Source organism: Paraburkholderia sp. RL17-337-BIB-A, from assembly GCF_046025895.1.
GTDB classification, from domain to species: Bacteria; Pseudomonadota; Gammaproteobacteria; order Burkholderiales; family Burkholderiaceae; genus Paraburkholderia; species Paraburkholderia fungorum_C.
On record NZ_JARESY010000002.1, the window covers coordinates 1,249,163 to 1,268,915 of the forward strand.

General features: G+C 63.5%; 16 protein-coding genes. 9 read left to right on the forward strand and 7 right to left on the reverse strand.

Going from position 1 to position 19,753, the window contains the following annotated elements:
* The first annotated feature begins 29 nt into the window (after window positions 1-29).
* A complete protein-coding gene (locus P0D84_RS26515; RefSeq protein WP_408341619.1) occupies window positions 30-629 on the forward strand; it encodes an acetate uptake transporter in 600 nt (199 codons plus the stop codon).
* A gap of 80 nt (window positions 630-709) precedes the next feature.
* Here P0D84_RS26515 and P0D84_RS26520 read toward each other — a convergent pair whose 3' ends face one another.
* From P0D84_RS26520 to P0D84_RS26535, 4 genes are all read right to left on the reverse strand, one after another.
* The gene (locus P0D84_RS26520; protein WP_408341620.1) at window positions 710-1,270 is read right to left on the reverse strand and encodes a universal stress protein; all 561 of its coding nucleotides are present in this window, start codon (window positions 1,268-1,270) and stop codon (window positions 710-712) included.
* Window positions 1,271-1,335: 65 nt separating this feature from the next.
* Window positions 1,336-2,055: a Crp/Fnr family transcriptional regulator gene (locus P0D84_RS26525; protein WP_408341621.1), complete on the reverse strand. Its 720-nt coding sequence runs from the start codon at window positions 2,053-2,055 to the stop codon at window positions 1,336-1,338.
* A gap of 237 nt (window positions 2,056-2,292) precedes the next feature.
* Entirely contained in the window at window positions 2,293-3,177 is an 885-nt protein-coding gene (locus P0D84_RS26530) for a sensor histidine kinase (protein WP_408341622.1), read from the reverse strand.
* Window positions 3,178-3,588: 411 nt separating this feature from the next.
* Window positions 3,589-4,461 carry a LysR family transcriptional regulator gene (locus P0D84_RS26535; protein ID WP_408341623.1) on the reverse strand — a complete coding sequence of 291 codons (873 nt, stop codon included), beginning with the start codon at window positions 4,459-4,461 and terminating at the stop codon, window positions 3,589-3,591.
* 199 nt (window positions 4,462-4,660) lie between these two features.
* On the opposite strand from P0D84_RS26535, the gene P0D84_RS26540 reads away from it, so the two are divergent.
* The 5 genes from P0D84_RS26540 to P0D84_RS26560 all read left to right on the forward strand — a co-directional run bounded on the left by P0D84_RS26540 (window position 4,661) and on the right by P0D84_RS26560 (window position 10,578).
* Window positions 4,661-5,623: a sugar ABC transporter substrate-binding protein gene (locus P0D84_RS26540; protein WP_408341624.1), complete on the forward strand. Its 963-nt coding sequence runs from the start codon at window positions 4,661-4,663 to the stop codon at window positions 5,621-5,623.
* A 73-nt stretch (window positions 5,624-5,696) separates the two neighbouring features.
* A complete protein-coding gene (locus tag P0D84_RS26545) occupies window positions 5,697-7,352 on the forward strand; it encodes a sugar ABC transporter ATP-binding protein (RefSeq protein WP_408341625.1) in 1,656 nt (551 codons plus the stop codon).
* A gap of 3 nt (window positions 7,353-7,355) precedes the next feature.
* On the forward strand, window positions 7,356-8,357 hold the full coding sequence (locus tag P0D84_RS26550) for an ABC transporter permease (protein WP_408341626.1): 1,002 nt from the start codon (window positions 7,356-7,358) through the stop codon (window positions 8,355-8,357).
* A gap of 47 nt (window positions 8,358-8,404) precedes the next feature.
* Window positions 8,405-9,337 carry a ribokinase gene (rbsK, locus tag P0D84_RS26555; RefSeq protein WP_408341627.1) on the forward strand — a complete coding sequence of 311 codons (933 nt, stop codon included), beginning with the start codon at window positions 8,405-8,407 and terminating at the stop codon, window positions 9,335-9,337.
* A gap of 137 nt (window positions 9,338-9,474) precedes the next feature.
* On the forward strand, window positions 9,475-10,578 hold the full coding sequence (locus tag P0D84_RS26560; RefSeq protein WP_408341628.1) for a nucleoside hydrolase: 1,104 nt from the start codon (window positions 9,475-9,477) through the stop codon (window positions 10,576-10,578).
* Window positions 10,579-10,628: 50 nt separating this feature from the next.
* Here the strand turns inward: P0D84_RS26560 and P0D84_RS26565 are convergent, their stop codons facing one another.
* Complete coding sequence (locus P0D84_RS26565) at window positions 10,629-11,540, reverse strand: LysR family transcriptional regulator (RefSeq protein WP_408341629.1); 912 nt, start codon at window positions 11,538-11,540, stop codon at window positions 10,629-10,631.
* Window positions 11,541-11,655: 115 nt separating this feature from the next.
* Here P0D84_RS26565 and gltP point away from each other — a divergent pair, with 115 nt between their 5' ends.
* From gltP to P0D84_RS26580, 3 genes are all read left to right on the forward strand, one after another.
* Complete coding sequence (gene gltP / locus P0D84_RS26570; protein ID WP_408341630.1) at window positions 11,656-13,053, forward strand: glutamate/aspartate:proton symporter GltP; 1,398 nt, start codon at window positions 11,656-11,658, stop codon at window positions 13,051-13,053.
* On the forward strand, window positions 13,050-14,321 hold the full coding sequence (locus P0D84_RS26575) for an aminotransferase class V-fold PLP-dependent enzyme (protein ID WP_408341631.1): 1,272 nt from the start codon (window positions 13,050-13,052) through the stop codon (window positions 14,319-14,321). Before gltP ends, P0D84_RS26575 begins: the two co-directional genes overlap by 4 nt.
* Before the next feature lie 313 nt (window positions 14,322-14,634).
* The gene (locus P0D84_RS26580) at window positions 14,635-14,838 is read left to right on the forward strand and encodes a hypothetical protein (protein WP_408341632.1); all 204 of its coding nucleotides are present in this window, start codon (window positions 14,635-14,637) and stop codon (window positions 14,836-14,838) included.
* Between the two features lie 65 nt (window positions 14,839-14,903).
* On the opposite strand, the gene P0D84_RS26585 is transcribed toward P0D84_RS26580, so the two are convergent.
* Together P0D84_RS26585 and P0D84_RS26590 are read right to left on the reverse strand one after the other, a co-directional pair.
* Window positions 14,904-16,523: an efflux transporter outer membrane subunit gene (locus P0D84_RS26585; protein ID WP_408341633.1), complete on the reverse strand. Its 1,620-nt coding sequence runs from the start codon at window positions 16,521-16,523 to the stop codon at window positions 14,904-14,906.
* Window positions 16,520-19,753, reverse strand: coding sequence for an efflux RND transporter permease subunit (locus P0D84_RS26590; RefSeq protein WP_408341634.1), 3,234 nt, complete (start codon window positions 19,751-19,753; stop codon window positions 16,520-16,522). The genes P0D84_RS26585 and P0D84_RS26590 overlap by 4 nt, the downstream gene beginning before the upstream one ends.

Consider the following 19,753-nt stretch of genomic DNA (forward strand, 5'->3'; position numbering starts at 1 on the left):
CGGAACTTTTTTATCTTCAGGAGCAGGCCATGGCCAGCGCACCGATCCGAACTACACTTGCGAACCCTGCGCCACTAGGTCTCGCCGGCTTTGCATTGACAACGTGGCTGCTCAGCATGATCAACGCCGGCTGGTTTTCGGGCGAGTCGATGGGCCTCGTGCTCGCCTGCGCGCTCGCCTACGGCGGGACCGCGCAGGCCATAGCGGGGATGATGGAGCTGCCGCGCGGCAATACCTTCGGCGCGACGGCCTTTCTGAGTTATGGCGCGTTCTGGTGGTCGTTTGCACTGTTCGTGCTCTTTTTACACGACAAGGTGCCGCCCGCGTTCGTCGGCTGGTATCTGTTCCTTTGGGGCGTCTTCACGTTTTATATGTGGCTGGCGACCTTTCGCTCGCCTCGCGTGCTGCAGTTCATTTTTCTGGCGCTCTGGATCACCTTCGGCCTGTTGGCTGGAGGAGAGTGGACGGGTTCAGGTCTGGTGCGGATGGCGGGCGGTTACATGGGACTTGTCACGGCGGCGCTCGCGTTCTACCTCTCCGCAGCCGACGTGATCAACGAGGTGCACGGCCGCGTGATTCTGCCGGTTGGCGATCCGCGGATATTCAGCCGGCATGCCGTGGCACTCTGATCGATCGTCCAGAACGGGCGGCGGCTGCGGATATTGCGCCTGCCCGCCGACGCACACCCGCTGAAGGTGATCATCGCGACCTAGTCGCTGGTCTCGACAGGATTGGTACCGCGCTCACGCGGCGGCATCTCGTACATTGCAGCCGCAACATCGGCGTGCCCCGGTTTGGTGGACTCCACTTGTGTGGTCTGCGCCTGCCGGCTCGGCACCAGTAACACCGGACAGCTCGCACTGCGCAGCACGCGCTCGGCGACGCTGCCGAGAAACAGACGCCTGAAGCCACGCCGGCCGTGCGTGCCGAGCACCAGCAGATCCGCATTGAATTCGTTCGCCGTCGTGCGGATACGCTCTGAAATGTCCTCGCCGATCGGCGCGACGTCCACCATCCGCGGCGTACCGGCCACGTTTTCGTGCTTCATGCGGGCCAGTGCGTCCGCCAGCAACCGATGGCCTTCTTCCACGAACGCTTCACGCAGGATCGTCGGATCGTAGCCGGATGCGTCATACGCCATCAGCGGGTTGTCGATGACATAGAGGGGTTGCAATTGCGCGCCGCTCTCGTGCGCGAGCTGTAGAGCGGCGTCGAACGCGTGCTCGGAGGTGTCGCTGCCGTCGATCGCTACCAGAATGCGTGTGTACATGTGGACCTCGGTGAGTTCAATGGCGGCGTCAGAAAAGCGGCTAAGCCGGATGCTGTGCGCAGCGTCTAGACGGCTTTCAGCTCGGGCAACAGGCGGTCGAATTCCCGCCTCACCACCCCGTAACATTCGCACACCCGTGCTTCCAGACCCGGGCGGTCGATCACTTCGATATGGCCATAGCTGTAGCGGATCAACCCCGCGTCCTGCAGCTTCATGGCCGCTTCGGTGACGCCCGAACGGCGCACGCCCAGCATGTTGGCAATCAACTCCTGGGTCATGCGCAGTTCGTTGGACGGCAAACGGTCGACGCTCAACAGCAGCCAGCGGCACAGTTGCTGGTCGATCGAATGATGCCGGTTGCACACGGCCGTTTGCGCCATCTGCGTGATGAGTGCCTGCGTGTAACGCAGCAGTAGCCGCTGTACGGGTCCGGCACGATGAAACTCTTCTTTCAGAATGTGTGCGCCGAGCCGGTACGCCAGTCCGGCGCTTTGCACGACCGCGCGGCTCGGTGTGGTTTCGCCGCCCATGAAGAGCGCGATGCCGATCAGCCCCTCGTTGCCGACAATCGCGATCTCGGCGGAGGCGCCGTCTTCCATCACGTACAGCAGCGAGACAATCGCGGTGGTGGGGAAGTAGACATAGTCCAGCCGGTCGCCCGATTCGTACACGACCTCGCCGAGCGGCATATCGAGCTCGACGAGGTGCGGTGCAATGCGCTCCCATTCCGCTTTCGGCAGTACGGAAAGCAGATGATTATCTTTCGGTTGATGTGTGGTCAACATGAACCGCCTCCCAATGTCCTGCTGAAAAACGGCTGCGTGTTTCGTATTCGGAAAATTGATCTGAAGAGTTTGCTTGCCGGCCGCGCGGTGCCGTTTTGAAATCGACCGGCTGGACGGCACGGCAAGCAAGCGCCCGTCAATGCCGAAGGCGCCCGTAGCGTGCTTAAAGTATAGTTCGCGCCACCGTGAGATTCACGGCGGTGTGTTGCGCGGCTACGCGGGGATTCCCCGCCATCGTCAACGCCATCTGAAATCGGGCAGCGCGCCTCGTGCTCTGGTCTGTGCGACGACAATAGGCATTCTCAGCACAAACGCACTGCCGCAACCGGGCCCGTCGCTCTTTGCCGTCGCGGATCCTCCGTGCGCTTCGGCTACGGCCTTGACGACCGAGAGGCCGATACCCATTCCGCCGGCACTTGCCCCGATGGTCCGGCTCGACTGCGAGAAAAGTTCGAACACGTGTGGCAGCAAGGCGGCGGAGATGCCGAGCCCATTGTCGTTGACCGATATGACAAGTTCGGCTCCCTCGGCGTGCACATTCAGGTCGATGCAGCCGCCCGGCGGCGTGTATTTCTCCGCATTGTGCAGAAGGTTGTGCAGCGCCTGCGCAAGCCGGCCCGGGTCGGCATCGATCTGTACCGGCTGCTCGGGGCTCGTTACCCGCAGCGACTGTCCCTTCTTCGCGGCGGCGAGTCTGGCGGCGTCGACCGCGTCCGTCATGACGTCGGCGACGCAGGTGCGTATTTTCACGAGGCGCAGCGCGTGATGGTCCACGCGCGCGGCGTCCATCAGATCTTCGGCCAGTTGCGCAATCTGCGTGATCTGGCGTTCGATCATACCGAGCGTGCGCAGCGTCTCGGGCTGGCCGGCGCAGGTGCGCCGCAGCAATTCGGCGGCAAGACGCAATGGCGCTAACGGGCCGCGCAGCTCATGCGCGACCATGGCGAGAACGGCGTCGTTCGGGCGCAGCGATTCGCGAGGCGAGGCGGCGGCCGGAGAGGCCAGCCGGGACTGGCATTGGGCGAGCTGGCCGTAGGACCGCTCGAGGCGGTCTTCAGAAGGTGCTTGCGGGGCGTAAGCGCCTGTGGCGAGCGGCCTTGTGGCGAGGGGGAGTGCAGACATGTTGGACTTTCCGAGAGCAACTTTCGGCGAGCGGGGCACGCTGGCGCGATAGGCAGCGCCGCTTGTATTAACGCGGAATTTCCCTGTGTCTCGTTGCACACGCCGCGTCCGGGACCGACAAACCTGTCGCGCGAAAGCGGTTTGGAAATCGCTGGTGCATACAGGGCCAGCACCACTCTGGCACGCATCGTGAAGGGCGTCTGTACGGTGGCGTTCAAGATGACTTCTGGGTTCGGTCGTTGCCGGCGTGGCGCGTGACGAGCCTGGCGTGCTTCTATTCGGCTACGCAGTCGGTACGCTCCACGCGCCCATGCCCCATGCCCCATGCCCCATGCCCCATGCCCCATGCCCCCATGCCCCCATGCCCCCATGCCCCCACGCCCCCACGCCCCCACGACTCCGACCCCCAGCCTAGCGAAAGATCTCGGCGATGAGATTGGCCACCGTCCGGATCCGCTCGCTATCGCGCAAGGCGGGGTGCAGCACCATCCACACGTCCTGGTCGAGCGCCTTGATGTGCTTCTCGATGCAGACGAGGTCGCTCGTCGTGTCGCCCGCGAGCTGCGCGAGCACGCCGAGCCCGGAGCCGCCCAGCACGCCGTCGAATACGCCCATGCCATAGCTGCTTCGAAGCGAAGGCGCGGGCGCGCCGGGCAGGGTTTTCAGCCATTGCGTGGCCGGGTGATCCGGTTGCCGGTCGTCATAACCGACGAACGACAGCTTGTCCCATTCCTTGCGCGTGATGGCGGCCTTGTGGCGCAGATAGTAGTCGCGCGAACCGAACAGCCCGAAGCGGACCTTGCCGATTCGCCGCACGTACAGATCGCCCTCGTCGGGGCATTCGGACCACAGCGCGATGTCCGCTTCACGGCGCGCCAGGCTATAGGGCCGACGCGAGGTCAGCACTTCGATGGCGAGGCCGGGCAGCCGGTCCTGGAACGAGCCGAGCAGCTTAAGCAAAATGTAAGACGGCCATTCGACGGCGTTGATCCGCACCGTGCCGTGCGCCCCAGCGCCGCCGGTCACGTCCGCGGCGCGCTCGATCTGATGCGCCAGGTCCTCCATCTGCTCGGCCCACGCCAGCACGCGCGCGCCGAATGCCGTCACCGTACAGCCTGACGGCACCCGGTCGATGAGCGGCTCGCCCAGCCGCCGTTCAAGCTCGGTGAGACGGCGCGACAGGGTCGGCGCGCTCAGATCGCAGGCTGCGGCAGCCGCTCGCATGGTTCCGCCTCGCGCGATCGCTACCAGAATCCGCAAGTCGTCCCAGTCCACGTGTTCCATATTTGAAACGCCCGATTTTGAAATTAGGCATAGCATAACGTGGATCGCGAGGATAGCATTGGATCTGGTCATACTCGTCCCAGCATCTGACAAAGAAGCCTCAAGGTTTCAGCGGCGGGCGGCAAGTGTGGCGAACCTGCCCATCACACGACTCAACGGCTATCAGTACGTAGACCGAACGAGCGATACGGAGACATCAATGATTCGTCAATTCCAACCGGCGCGGCGTCGCGCTATCGTAGCCAGTGCAGCCTTCCTCGCAGTGTCGATCTTGCCGGGCGCAGCGTTCGCTCAGGCCGCTCACAAGCCGAAAGTCGCGCTGGTGATGAAATCATTGGCGAACGAGTTTTTCCTGACCATGGAAACCGGCGCGAAAGACTATCAGAAGCAGAATCCCACCAGGTTCGATCTGGTCACGAACGGCATCAAGGACGAAACCGATACGGCTAACCAGATTCGCATCGTCGAACAGATGATCGTCTCGAAGGTCGACGCGCTCGTGATCGCTCCGGCCGATTCCAAGGCGCTGGTGCCGGTTCTCAAGAAGGCGGTCGACGCCGGCGTCATCGTGGTCAATATCGACAACAAGCTGGATACGGACGTGCTCAAGTCGAAAGACCTGAACATCCCGTTCGTCGGCCCGGATAACGCGAAGGGCGCCTTGAAGGTGGGTGACTACCTGGCCAAACATCTGAAGGCGGGCGACAACGTCGCCATTATTGAAGGCGTGTCGACCACCACCAACGCGCAGCAACGCTCGGCCGGCTTCAAGCAGGCCATGGCGACGGGCGGCATGAAGGTCGTTTCGCTGCAATCGGGCGAGTGGGAAATCGACAAGGGCAACGCCGTGGCGAGCCAGATTCTCAATGCGAACCCGGACGTCAAGGCGCTGCTGTGCGGTAATGACAACATGGCGATCGGCGCGGTATCGGCTGTGCGCGCGGCGGGCAAGGCCGGCAAGGTGCAAGTGGTGGGCTACGACGACATCAACGCGATCAAGCCGATGCTCGCTGACGGCCGCGTCCTCGCCACCGCCAATCAATACGCCGCCAGACAGGCCGCGTTCGGTATCGATACGGCTTTGAAAGCGCTCTCCGAACACAAGAAGCAGTCGGAATTGTCGGGCGTCGTCGAAACGCCTGTCGATCTGGTCACCAAGTAAGACCGGCACGACGCATGGCCCGCGCCGCATGGCGGGCCACGTTGCCTGATCTTCGTCTGGCTTTATCAATCTGATGTCTACTCCCATCCAATCCCTTACTGACGCTGCGCCTGTGCTGTGTGTTCGCGGCATCGGCAAGACCTACGCCGGGCCCGTGCTCGGCGATATCTCGCTGGATCTGTACGCGGGCGAGGTGCTGGCGCTGACCGGCGAGAACGGTGCGGGCAAGAGCACCTTGTCCAAGATCGTCGGCGGTCTCGTCACGCCGACTACCGGCTCGATGACGCTGGGCGGCGCGGCCTACACGCCGGCCAGCCGCAAGGACGCCGAGGCGCTCGGCGTGCGCATGGTCATGCAGGAGCTGAACCTGCTGCCGACGCTCTCCGTGGCCGAGAACCTGTTCCTGAACCGTTTGCCGCAGCGCGGCAGGTTCGGCTGGATCGATCGCGTCAAACTGCGCGAGAACGCCCGGCACGCCATGGCGCAAGTCGGGCTCGACGCGATCCACCCTGACACGCTGGTGGGCACGCTGGGCATCGGGCATCAGCAGATGGTCGAGATCGCGCGCAATCTGATCGACGATTGCCGCGTGCTGATCCTCGACGAACCCACCGCCATGCTGACCGCCCGCGAGGTGGACCTGCTGTTCGAGCAGGTCGATCGGCTCAAGGCGCGCGGTGTCGCGCTGGTGTACATCTCTCACCGACTCGAAGAATTGCAGCGTATCGCGCGGCGTGCTGCCGTGCTGCGCGACGGCCGGCTCGTGCATGTCGACGAGATGGCCAATCTCCCGGCCGAGCGGCTCGTCACATTGATGGTCGGCCGCGATATCGGCGAGCGGATCGATCTGGGCGAGCGGCGCATCGGCGACGTGGCGTTCAAGGTGGCGGGGATGACCCGCGAGCCGGTCGTGCGCGATGTGTCGTTCGAAGTGAAGGCAGGCGAGATTTTCGGCATCAGCGGTCTGATCGGCGCGGGCCGCACGGAATTGATGCGGCTGATCTACGGCGCCGATCGCGCGGACGCCGGCACGGTGTCGATCGCTCATGGCGGGGGCCCGCTCGAAGCCGTGAAGATCTCGTCGCCATCGGACGCCGTGACGAACGGCATCGCGCTGATTACCGAGGACCGTAAAGGCGAGGGCCTCCTGCTGACGCAACCCATTGCCGCCAATATCTCGCTCGGCCAACTGCACGCGGTGTCGAAGCACGGCGTGGTGGACGGCCGGCGCGAGGCGGCGCTGGCGCGCAAACAGATCGACGCGATGAGTATCCGCAGCGCGGGGCCGTCGCAGCCGGTGTCCGAGCTATCGGGCGGCAACCAGCAGAAGGTGGTGATCGGCCGCTGGCTCGCGCGCGATTGCAGGGTGTTGCTGTTCGACGAGCCTACCCGCGGCATCGACGTCGGCGCGAAGTTCGATATCTATGCGTTGATGGGCGCGCTCGCGCGCGAAGGCCGTGCGTTGGTGGTGGTGTCGAGCGATCTGCGCGAGTTGATGTCGATTTGCGACCGGATCGGCGTGATGTCGGCGGGACGGATGACAGGCCTGTTCGAGCGCGGAAGCTGGACCCAGGACGCGCTGCTGGCAGCGGCGTTCGCGGGCTACACGAAACGCGATGAACTGCTGCACGAGCCGATCGAACCCGACGCCAAAGCGCCCGACACCATGGCACCCGGCGCCATGGCACCCCACACAGCGGCGCCCGACTCAAAATCTGTGGAGTATTGAAGCATGACCGTCCCAACCAGCCTGCCAACGGTGCAGAACGAACCGCCCAAGGACGCGAAGCCGATCGGCACGCGCCTTGGATTCTCCAATTACCTCGGCCTGCTCGGCGCGTTGCTCGGGATGATCATCCTGTTCTCGCTGCTGAGCTCGCACTTCCTGAGCTACGACACCTTCAGCACGATCGCAAACCAGATTCCCGATCTGGTCGTGATGTCGGTCGGCATGACCTTTGTGCTCATCATCGCCGGCATCGATCTGTCGGTCGGCTCCGTGCTGGCGCTCGGCGCGGCGCTCACGAGCGTGGCGGCCTTGCAGTGGCACTGGCCGGCGTTGCCCGCCGCCCTGCTCGGCATGGCTGGGGCGGCCTTGACCGGCTGCGTGACCGGCGCGATTACCGTGGCCTGGCGGATTCCGTCGTTTATCGTGTCGCTCGGCGTGCTCGAGGCGGCCCGCGGTCTCGCGTATCAGATGACCAACTCCCGCACGGCCTATATCGGCGATGCGTTCGATTTCCTGTCCAATCCGATTGCGTTCGGCATTTCGCCGGCGTTCCTGATTGCGATCGTCGTGATGGTCGCGGCGCAACTGGTGCTGACCCGCACGGTGTTCGGGCGCTATCTGGTCGGCATCGGCACGAACGAGGAAGCGGTGCGCCTCGCGGGCGTCAATCCGCGGCCCTACAAGGTTGCCGTATTCGCGATGATGGGCCTGCTCTCCGGCCTCGCGTCCCTGTTCCAGATTTCGCGGCTCGAGGCTGCGGACCCGAATGCCGGCTCGGGCATCGAATTGCAGGTGATCGCGGCCGTCGTGATCGGCGGAACGAGCTTGATGGGTGGACGCGGCTCGGTGATCAGCACGTTCTTCGGCGTGTTGATCATCTCGGTGCTGGCCGCGGGCCTCGCGCAGATCGGCGCGACCGAGCCGACCAAGCGGATCATCACGGGGGCCGTGATTGTGGTGGCCGTCGTGCTGGATACTTATAGAAGCCGGCGTCGCGCCGGCTGAATGGATCATGAGCGGCCATGCGTGCACGGTCAGCAGGAGAGTGAAAAGTGTCGAAGGAAGCAAAGCAGGGCCGCGTGCTCGTGGTGGGCAGCATCAATACCGACCTGGTTGCGCGGTCGCCGCATTTGCCGCGGCCGGGCGAGACGATCAGCGGCCATGAGTTCTCGCAGGTGGCCGGTGGCAAGGGCGGTAACCAGGCGGTGGCGGCCGCCCGCATCGGCGCGCGGGTGGCGATGGTCGGACGCGTGGGGAAGGATGTGAATGGCGCCCAGCGGGTCAAGGATCTGGAAGCCGAGGGTATCGACTGCGCGGGCATCGAGGTCGACCCGGCCCAGCCCACCGGCGTCGCGATGGTGACCGTGTCGGACGACGGGCAGAACACGATCGTGGTGGTCGCGGGCAGTAACGGCGAACTGACACCGGAGAGCGTTGCCCGTCACGAAGCGGCGATCAAAGCCAGCGATGTCGTGGTCTGCCAGCTGGAAACACCTTGGGATTCCGTTCACGCCACGCTTGCCCTAGCGCGGCGCCTGGGCAAGGTCACCGTGCTGAACCCCGCGCCGGCCACCGGCCCGCTGCCCGCGGAATGGCTGCCTCTGGTCGACTATCTGGTGCCGAACGAGGTCGAGGCCGCCATACTCGCCGGGCTGCCGGTCGAATCGCAAAGCGGCGCGAGAAGGGCGGCGCTGGAACTGCAACGCGGCGGTGCCCGCAACGTGATCGTCACACTCGGTGCGCAAGGGGCTTATCTGTTGCCGGAAGGCGGCGAAGGCACGCATTTTCCCGCGCCGCAGGTGAAAGCCGTGGACACGACTGCGGCCGGCGACACCTTCATCGGCGTATTCGCCGCGCAACTCGCGGGCCGCCAGCCGCTGGAAGGCGCCATCAGTCTCGCGCAACGGGCGGCCTCGATTTCCGTCACGCGCGCGGGTGCGCAACCGTCGATCCCGACGCGTGCGGAAGTCGATCGCGCAGCTTGAAACGGACGCCTGTTGTGACATGAGGTCGTCCGACCTGTAACGCTGAGTGATTCGACGTTGAATGGCCGGCGCCATCTCGCGATGGTGTCTGCTGGTTTGATCGCGATCTCTACTAGACGAAACGAAACGGACGACACATGAAATCACAATACGTAGGCATCCTGATGATGACGCTGCTCCTCGGTGCATGTGGAGGCGGCGTATCGACCACCGATCCGCTTGTCACCGCGCCGAAGCTCATCATCGATTCAGACTTCAACACAATGGGCGACGACGGCCAGCTCTTCGCCATGACCACGCAGTTGATGGGGCAGGGCAAGGTCAATCTGCTCGGGCTCACCGTCGTGACCGGCAACGACTGGCTGCTCCAGGAAGAGTCCGATGCGCTCAAGGCGGTGGAGCGCATGGGCGTGCAAAAGGTGGTGGGTGTGTACGGTGGCGCCGACTACCCGTTGCAGTACGACGTGGCGAGCATTCGTGCCCAGCAGGCCGCCAATCCGCAAGGCTATTTCGGCGCCTGGAACCGGCCGGAACCGACCCAGCAGTCCCAGCTGGTTGCGCCGCCGGACGGCTTCGCGGTGTCGACGAAACTGCAGACGCAAGGCGCCGCGGATTTCATGATCCAGACCATCAAGCGCTATCCGAATCAGGTCACCATTCTCGAGGTGGGGCCGCCCACCAATCTCGCCACGGCCATCATGAAGGCGCCGGAGATCGTGCCGCTGATCAAGCAGATCGTCTATATGGGCGGAGCGATGGCTGTGCCAGGCAATGCGAATGCCGTGGGGGAACTCAACTGGTGGTTTGATCCGCTTGCCGTGCGCACGGTTTTGCAAACGACGATCCCCCAAACCGTCATTCCGCTCGACGTCACGAATACGGTCCCGCTCACGCAAAGCGTGTACGACCAGATCGTCAATAATCCGAACAAGCAGACGGCGGTGACGAGAGCGTATGGCATCGCGAATGCAGGCGCGTTCGCGAGCAACACCGATCTGTTCGACACGCTGACCATCGCGTATTTCACGGACCCGACTTACGCCACGCAAACGAAAAGCGCTTACCTCGATATCGACATCGCCAGTGGCGAGGACCAGGGGCACGTGATGGTCTATCCCGATCAGCCCGCGCCGGGTGCGTCACCGAAGAAGATCACCTACGTCACGCAGTTCGACAACAATCGCTTCTTTAGTCTGTATATCGATCTGCTGACGCGTCCTGTGCCGATTACGTTGCCTTGATGGCGCACTGCCGGGCGAATCAAGACCTCGCAAGCCAGGGCCGCGCTCGCTCAGATGCGGCCCGGATCGAGCAGGTTCGAGCTGAAGTCGCAACACTGCGCCGCGAGTCGCGCGATTTCCGCATTGAGCGAGTGCGGCCGATCCGCCCGGTGCATTGCAACGTAAGCGACCGGCGGCAGCGCGGGGCGCGTCTGAATCAGACCGAGCGCACCGCGGGCGACCATGTGGTTCAGGCATGCCTTGGGCAAATAGCTGACGCCGAGGCCTGAGAGCGTCAGTCCGATCTGGGCGATCAGACTGTTGCTCGCGAGGATTCTTTGCATGCTGATCCCGTGCTCCTGTAGAAAGCGGCTATAGATAAAGCCGGTTCCCGACAGGCCGCCCTGCAGGATCAGCGGGTACTGCGCAATCTCAGCGAGTGGCATGGCGGCTTTCTTCGGCGCCAGTGCCGGGGCGCACATCCACGCGTTGTCCACTTCGCCGACCTTCGTCATCGCAAAGGGCTCGGTGCTGTGAATCTGCGGCACGACGATGATGTCGATCGTGTCGTCGGCGAGCCGGTCGCGCAGCGTCGCGTTCAAATCCACCTCGGCTTCGACCAGCACCTTCGGATACGCCGCCTGGATCGCTCCAATCAGGCGGGGCAGCCACGTCAGCGCCGTCAATTCGGTCACGCCGATACGGACTTGCCGCACCAGCGCCTCTTTCGAGCTGATCCGCTCGACGATCTGGTCGCGCCGTTCGAGCAGTTCCTTCGCGTAGGCGAAGAACTCGGCGCCTTTCTGGGTCAGCCTGGCGCTCCGATGCGCGCGGTCGAACACGGTCAGGTCGAAGGCGCGCTCGAGCTCCTGAATCCGCTTCGACACGGCCGACTGCGTGGTATTGAGGCGACTCGCCGCCGCTTCGAACGAACCGAGCTGAACGATCCAGTAGAGCGCTTCCATCTGCTTGAACGTCAGCATCGCGCCCTCCTTGTATGAAATAAAGCGATAGTTTCTCATACATAAAAATCGCTTTTTTTACTTATTTTCGCTACTTAAGGTTCTTCCATTGCCCCGCCCAATCTCTGGAGAAAGCATGGATACCGTCGTCGAAAGCCCACCCGCCAATCCCCCAGCGCGCAAACCGCGTATGGGCCTCGCATGGCAGATATTGATTGGCCTGATCATTGGCGTTGCGATGGGGCTCGTGCTGAACCGCTTTCCGCAGATGCGGGAAGCGACCGTTTCAGGTCTGCTTCAGCCCGCCGGCGACATCTTCATCAAACTGATCAAGATGATCGTCGTGCCGATCGTTTTCACGAGCATGGTGGTCGGAATTGCCGGCGTTGGCGACGGCAAGTCGCTCGGGCGCATCGGCCTGAAGACGCTGGTGTACTTCGAGGTGATCACCACGATCGCGATCCTGCTCGGCCTCGTGCTCGGCAACGTGCTGCAGCCGGGCGTGGGCACCGATATGTCGCAACTCGGCCATACCGACATTTCCCGCTATCAGCAAGTGACCCAGCAGGTGCAGGGGCATCACGGACTGATGACCCTGCTGCTCGGCGTGATTCCCGACAACATCCTCGCTTCGATGGCCAAGGGTGACCTGCTGCCGGTGATCTTCTTTTCCGTGCTGTTCGGCCTCGGCCTGCAGTCGGTGCCGGACGAATTTCGCAAGCCGGTCATTGCCACGCTCAAGGGTGTCGCGGAAGCCATGTTCAAGGTGACGAACATGGTGATGCATTACGCGCCGATCGGTGTGTGCGCACTGATCGCGGTGACGGTTGCGAGCTTCGGCTTCGGTTCGCTGCTGCCGCTGCTCAAGCTGGTGGCGGTGACGTATCTCGCGATCGTCCTGTTCGTGCTGATCGTGCTCGGCATCACGGCCCGGCTATTCGGCTTCCGGATTTTCACGCTGCTGCGCATCATCAAGGACGAGCTGATCATTGCGTTCTCGACCTGCAGCTCGGCGACCGTACTGCCGCAGTTGATGAAGAAGATGGAGGACTATGGCGTGCCCAAGAGCATCGCCACCTTCGTCGTGCCGACCGGCTATACGTTAAATCTCGACGGCGCGTCGATCTATCTCGGCATCGGCACGCTGTTCGTCGCGCAGCTCTACGGCATCCACCTCGGCTGGCAGGAGCAGATGGTCCTCGTCCTGACGATGGTCGTGACGTCCAAGGGTGCGGCCGGTGTGCCGGGCTTCATGTTCGTGATTCTTCTCGCCACGCTCGCGAGCGCGGGTTTGCCACTCGAAGGGCTTGCGTTCATCGCCGGCGTGGACCGGGTGATGGACATGGGACGTACCGCGCTGAACGTGGTGGGCAACGCGCTTGCGCCGCTCGTCATCGCCAGATGGGAGGGCCAGTACGACGCGGAAAAGGGCAGGGCGTATCTCGCCTCGCTGGACGCACGAGCACGCACGATTCGCGGCGCCACGATCAGGCACGACAGTCATTCAGCAGAAAAATCAGGAGCATTCAGATGAGCAGTCAAGGCGAGCTTTTTTCCGCGTCGTTGACGCAGGAGATCAAGGCACGGTTTCACCATGTCGATCACGACATCGACGGCAGCGAGCGACTCTTCTTCGACAACGCGGGTGGCTCGTTCCGTCTCAAGGCGGCCGTCGAAGCGTTCGCGCGAGTCGACGCGCTGCCTGACTGCCCGGAGCGCATCCACGCGCGCGCACGTCATCTTCAGGACATTCAGGCGCGCGGCGAGGCGGACATCCGCACGATCCTGAACGCGCGCGACGGTAGCATTTACCCGTCGTTGACCGCCTCGGGCGCGATGTTCGAGATGGTGCGCGCGATCATGGAGAACGTGCCGGGCACCAACGCCGTCACAACGATCCTCGAACATCCGTCGTCTTTCGACGCCATGACGTACTACGCGCAACGCACCGGCAAGTCGTTGCGGGTGGCGCCCAGCAATCCGGAGACCGGCGGGGTGGACGTGGACCGGATTGTGTCGTTGATCGACGCGGACACGGCGCTGCTGAGCGTGATGGTCGCATCGAATATTTCCGGCGCCAAATTCGACATTGCGACGCTCGTCGAGCGGGCGAGAGAGAAGAAGCCTGGGCTCTTCATCGTCGTGGACGCGGTGCAGCACGCGCCGCACGGCGTGATCGATCTGCAGAAAACACCTGTGGACGGCATCAATTTCGCGCCCTACAAGTTCTTTGGCTGCCGCGGCTCCGGCATCTCCTGGCTGTCGCCGCGCGCGGCCGCGCTGCCGCATCACCGGCTCGACGCGAAGCAGGAAGACGTGTGGGAACTCGGTAGCCCTGCACCCGGGCAGTTTGCGGTCGTGACCGAGATCGTCGAGTACGTGACGTGGCTTGGTAGCCAGTTCAACGCTACGGATAATCGCCGTGAGCAGTTCGTCGAGGGAATGGAACGCATCGAGTTGCATGAACGCGCGCTGCTTGCCGCCATGCTCGACGGTTGCGGCGGCCGGCGCGGCTTGCGACGGCTCGATGGCGTGAACGTGTTCTGGGATCATGCCGATCTGAAGAGGCGCGACCTGATACTCGGTATTGGTTTCACGAACCTGAGTCCCACCGACGCCGTGCGCGAATACGAGAAACGCGGCGTGATCGTCTATGAACGCATTGCTTCGAGCCTGTACTCCGGGCGAATGCTGAAGTCGTTCAATCTCGCGGGCGCAGTGCGGATTTCGCCGCTGCATTGTCATGCGCCCAGCGACGTCGAGCGCTTTCTTGCGACTACCGAAGAACTGACGACGCTGTGAAGCGACGGTCCGGGTCTTGATGCCCAGCATGCAAGCACAGGTGAAAAACCGAACGGGTGCATGACCGGCGGCAGACCTGATTCGCCAATGACCGCGGCCCGTGCGCAGACCCTCATTACGGCGCGCACGGAAACTGTTGCATGCCTTTACTCCCGCGGTTCGCCCATCGCCTCTGCCGCGCGCCGCACCAACGGATTGCCGCCGACGCTTACGGTTTCGGAGGTAAGCCACCGAAACACAACCGTAGCGAAACTGTCGCGTGAGGTGTCTAGGATGACCCCATTGCCCATGTATCGATCAATGGAGGTGCCGGATGCTCAGTCATCACGAACTCGCGACACTCATGCTGCTTGGTGACGCGGACAGGCGGCTGGAAGCTTTCGATCCGGACGTGCTGGCGTTGCGCCGTTACGAGCTTGTGGAACTACGGCAGCGTGATCCGCACGGATCGACGCTGCAATTGACCCGTCAGGGCCGTGAATTGCTGGAACGCCTGCGTACCGGGGCAAGGGCATAAGCGACGCGCCGGGTCGAAGGCGCCCCGGCCTTACCACGCGGGACCGCGCGCGCAGCGCGGGGGCGTTAATGCGCTGGAGTAGCATCCGGCGCGGCTCGTTCCGTATTGACCGCGGTATCGACCGCGGTATTGCCTGCGGCGTTGCCCGCGGTATTGACCGCCGCCTGCCGGCTTTCATCCCATTGCCAGCCGCCGCCCAGATTCCTGATCAGCGCGACGCTGCCTTGCGTCAGCAGCGACTGACTATCCTTGAGCGACTGCCCGGCCTGCAGCAAGGTGAGCTGCTGCGTCAGGACATTTTCCTCGCTCGCCGTGCCGGCCAGCAATTGCGCGCGTTCGCTGGCAAACAGCTGCTGATTACGCTGAAGAATGCTTTCGAAAGACTGCGTTTGCCGCTCGAGATGATTAATGGACGACAGCGTGTCCTCGACATTCTGAAACGCCGACAGCACCGCGCCACGATAAGTGGCCACGTCCTCTTCATAGGTCGCGCGTGCTTCGCTGACCGCCGCGCTGCGTGCGCCGCCGTCGAAGATCGTCGCCGCCAGGTCGGGGCCTAGCGTCCAGACGCGGCTCGGCAGCGAGAACAGATGCGCGAACGTGTTGTGCTCAAAACCCCCTTGCGCCGACAGATCCAGCACCGGGAAGAAAGCCGCTTCGGCCGCGCCGATTTTCGCGTTTGCCGAAGCCGCCGCGCGTTCCGCGCTGACCACGTCGTAGCGCCGCAGCAGCAACTGCGACGGCAAGGCGAGCGGCACCTGCGGATTGACGAACACATAGTCGGCCTTCGGCGTCACCGAGAAGCCGGCTGGCGGCACACCGGTCAGCACGGCGATCGCGTGCTCGTCCTGCTCGCGCGACGTTTCGGTGCTCTGCAGATCGGCGATCACGACCTCCAGAGTGTCCTGAGCGACCAGCACCTCGTCGTTCGAGGCGGTGCCATTCAGCAATGCCGTCCGCGTGATCTCGAGAATGCGCTCGTCGATGGTCTGCTGCTGTTTGAGCGAAGCGATATCCAGATCGGCCTGGCGTAGCGCGAAATAATCGGTGGCGACGCTCGCGGCGATCGAGAGCCGTTCGCCCGCAAGCTGGGCATCGCTCGCCTGGGCGCCGGCTTTCGCCGATTCGATCTCGCGGCGGATTTCGCCCCACAAATCGGGCTCCCAACTCGCCGCCGCAGTCGCATTGACCGAATTGCGGATGCCCGCGGTCGTGCTGCCTGTCGTACTGCTGATGCCCGAGCTGGCCGCTCCCGTGCCGGTGCCGCTGCGCGTGGCGGACAGGCCTGCGGTGATGACCGGAAAGAGGCTCGCGCGATTGGCGTCGACGGTGGCCTGCGCGAGACGGTAAGCGGCTTCTGCCGCGGCGATCGACTGATTCGCCTTGAGCGACTGCCCGATCAGCTGCGACAGGGTGTCGTCCTGATAGACCTGCCACCACGTGCTGGAGAGCGATGCTTGCGGATCGGCCTGCGCGCGTTGCCAGTCCACGCCTTCCTTGAAGGTGGCGGGAATCGTCACGGTGGGTTTGCTGTAATCCGGCCCGACGGCGCAGCCCGCCACGCACAACGTGGACAGCGCAGCCAGCGCGATACAGACGCCACGCCACGCAGGCGGTGGTGTGAGTCTCGCACGGCGAGGCGTCGAAACAGCATAGGTGGGCTTGGGCAATGGCCTCGTCCTCATGATCGTGCCTCCTTCTTGTGGCGCCGCAGACGCTGACAGGCCCGGTCGAGCCACAGATAGATGACCGGCGTCGTGTAGAGCGTGAGCATCTGGCTGAAAATCAGGCCGCCGATAATCGAAATGCCGAGCGGCTTGCGGAATTCGGACCCGTAGCCGGAGCCGAACACCAGCGGCATCGCGCCGAGAATGGCCGCGCTGGTGGTCATCATGATCGGGCGGAAACGGATCAGGCAGGCGCGCGTAATCGCCTGCTCAGGCGGCAGGTTGGACTGGCGCTCTTCGGTGATGGCAAAGTCGATCATCATGATCGCGTTCTTCTTGACGATACCGATCAGCAGAATCACGCCCACCAGCGCGATGATCGACAGCTGCGTGTTCGTCACGAGCAGCGCGATCAATGCACCCACGCCCGCCGAGGGCAGCGTGGAGAGAATCGTCAGCGGATGCATCAGGTTCTCGTAGAGCATGCCGAGCACGATATACACGGTCAGCATTGCGGCGACGATCAGGATCGGTTCGCTCGCCACCGATTGCTGAAACACCTGCGCGGTGCCCGCAAAACTGCCGACGATGCTGGCCGGCATGCGCAACTGGGCGACCGCTTCGTCGACCTGCTGGGTGGCCTCGCCGATCGAGGCGCCCGGACCGAGATTGAACGAAGCGGTGACGGCCGGAAAGGTGCCCTGGTGGTTGATCGAGATCGCGGTCTGACTGGTCGAGAAATGCGCGATCGCCGACAGCGGCACCAGCGCGTTGCCGTTCGACAGCACAGCGGTAGAAGGCGTGTCCGTGCGGCTGCCGGGACCGGCCACAGCCGCCGCGCTCGCCGCGGCAGCGGCCGCCGAGGCCGCGCTGGCCGACGTCGCGACACTCGCCGCGCTCGAGGTGCCGCTGCCGGTCGAACCGCTGCTCGACGTAGCCGGCGCACCGGCCGGCACATAGATGCCCTTCAATGCCGCGGGGTCGGTCCAGTACTCGGGGGCGAGCTCCATCACCACGTGATACTGATTCGCCGACTTGTAGATGGTCGACACCTGGCGTTGGCCGAAGGCGTCGTACAGTCCCTGGTCGATCGAATCGAAGTTCACGCCGAGGCGCCCGGCCGTGTCGCGATTCACGTCGACACTGGCCTGCATGCTGTTGTCTTGTTGATCCGTGTTGATGTCCTGCAGCATCGGCAGTTTATGCATGACGGCGACCACCTTGGGCACCCACTTGTCGAGGTCGGTCTGCTCGTCGGCGGTCATGGTGAACTGGTATTGCGCGCCGCTTTGCCGGCCGCCCACGGTGATGTCCTGTGCCGATTGCAGGTACAGCCGCGCACCGGGAATATTGCCCAGGGTGCGGCGCAGTTGAGCGATCACCTGATCGGCCGTCGCCTTGCGTGGGCCGAGCGGTTTGAGCGTGATGAACATCATGGCGCTATTGACCGCGTTGGAGCCGCCCACGAAACCGCCCACCGCCTCCACATTCGGATTCTTCAACACCAGCTGATTGATCTTGAGGAATTTCTGCTGCATGGCGTGGTACGAAATGCTTTGCGAGGCCTGCACCTGGCCGACCAGGCGACCGGTATCCTCCTGCGGGAAAAAGCCCTTAGGGATGACGATATAAAGCAGCACGTTGAGCGCCAGCACCAGAATCGTGACGATGCCCATCAACACCGGATGGCGGATCACCCAGCCGAGCGTGCGGCCGTAGAAGCGGTGAAAGCGCGAGTCCGGGTATTCGTTGTCTTCGTGAGTCGTGCCGCTGCTGCGCAACGCGATGCTCGAGAGCATCGGCGTGACGGTGAGCGAGATGAACATCGACATGATGATGGCCACCGAGAGCGACACTGAGAACTCGCGAAATAGCCGCCCAACGATACCGCCCATCAACAGCAGCGGAATGAACACCGCAATCAGCGAGACGCTGATCGTCAGCACCGTGAAGCCGACTTCGCGCGTGCCGTTCAGGGCCGCGAGCATCGGCGGCTCGCCGCGTTCCATGTGGCGCATGATGTTTTCGACCACCACGATCGCGTCGTCGACCACGAAGCCCGTCGAGATGGTGAGCGCCATCAGCGAAAGATTGTTCAGGCTGAAGCCGAGAAAGTACATTACGCCGAAGGTGCCGAGCAGCGAGAGCGGCACGACGATCGCCGGCACGAGCGTGGTGCGCCAGTTGCGGAAAAACGCGAACGTGACGGCGGTGACGAGCAGCACGGAGATCGCCAGTGTGATCTCCACATCCAGCAGCGAGGCGCGGATCGTCGAGGTGCGATCCATCAGAATGTTCAACTTGATGGTCGGCGGGATCGATGCTTCGAGAAACGGCAGCGCGGCCTTCACGTTGTTGACGGTGTCGATCACGTTCGCGCCAGGCTGCTTGTAGACGATCAGCAGCACGGCCGGTTTGCCGTTCGACAAACCATAGTTCTCCAGATTCTCGACGTCCTGGCGTACATAGCCGAGATCGGAGATGTGCACCACGTCGTTGCCGCTCTGCTTGACGATCAACGGTGCGTAATCCTGCGGGTTGTACAGCATGTCGTTGGCGCCGATGTTGTACTTCACGCCGCCCACGGCCGCCGAGCCCTTCGGCAGATCGACGTTCGAATTGGCGATGGCGGCGCGGATCTGTTCGAGACTGATGCCGTAGTGATTCACGCGATCCGGGTTCAGTTCGATTCGCACCGCGGGCAGGGCGCCGCCGCCCACGGTGACGTCGCCCACCCCCGGCGTTTGCAGCAGCTTCTGTTGCAGCACGGTGGACGCGGCATCGTAGAGCTGGCCACGGGTCGCCGAATCGGAGGTCAGGCTGACGATCAGGATCGGCGCATCGGCGGGATTCACCTTGCGGTAGGTCGGATTGCCGTCGAGGTTCGCCGGCAAATTGGTGCGCGCCGCGCTGATGGCGGCCTGCACGTCGCGCGCCGCGCCGTCGATGTTGCGGTTCAGGTCGAACTGGATGGTGATGCGCGTGGCGCCCAGCGAACTGACCGAGGTCATCTGCGTGATGCCGGAAATCTGCCCGAACTGGCGTTCCAGCGGCGTGGCGACCGAGGTGGCGACGGTATTCGGATCGGCGCCGGGTAACGTCGCCCGCACGCTGATGGTCGGGAAATCGATTTCGGGCAGCGGCGCGACCGGCAGCAGCTTAAACGCGAGCGCACCGAACAGTGCAATGCCGATCGCCAGCAGCGTGGTCGCGACGGGGCGCCGGATGAACGGTTCGGAGAGGTTCAT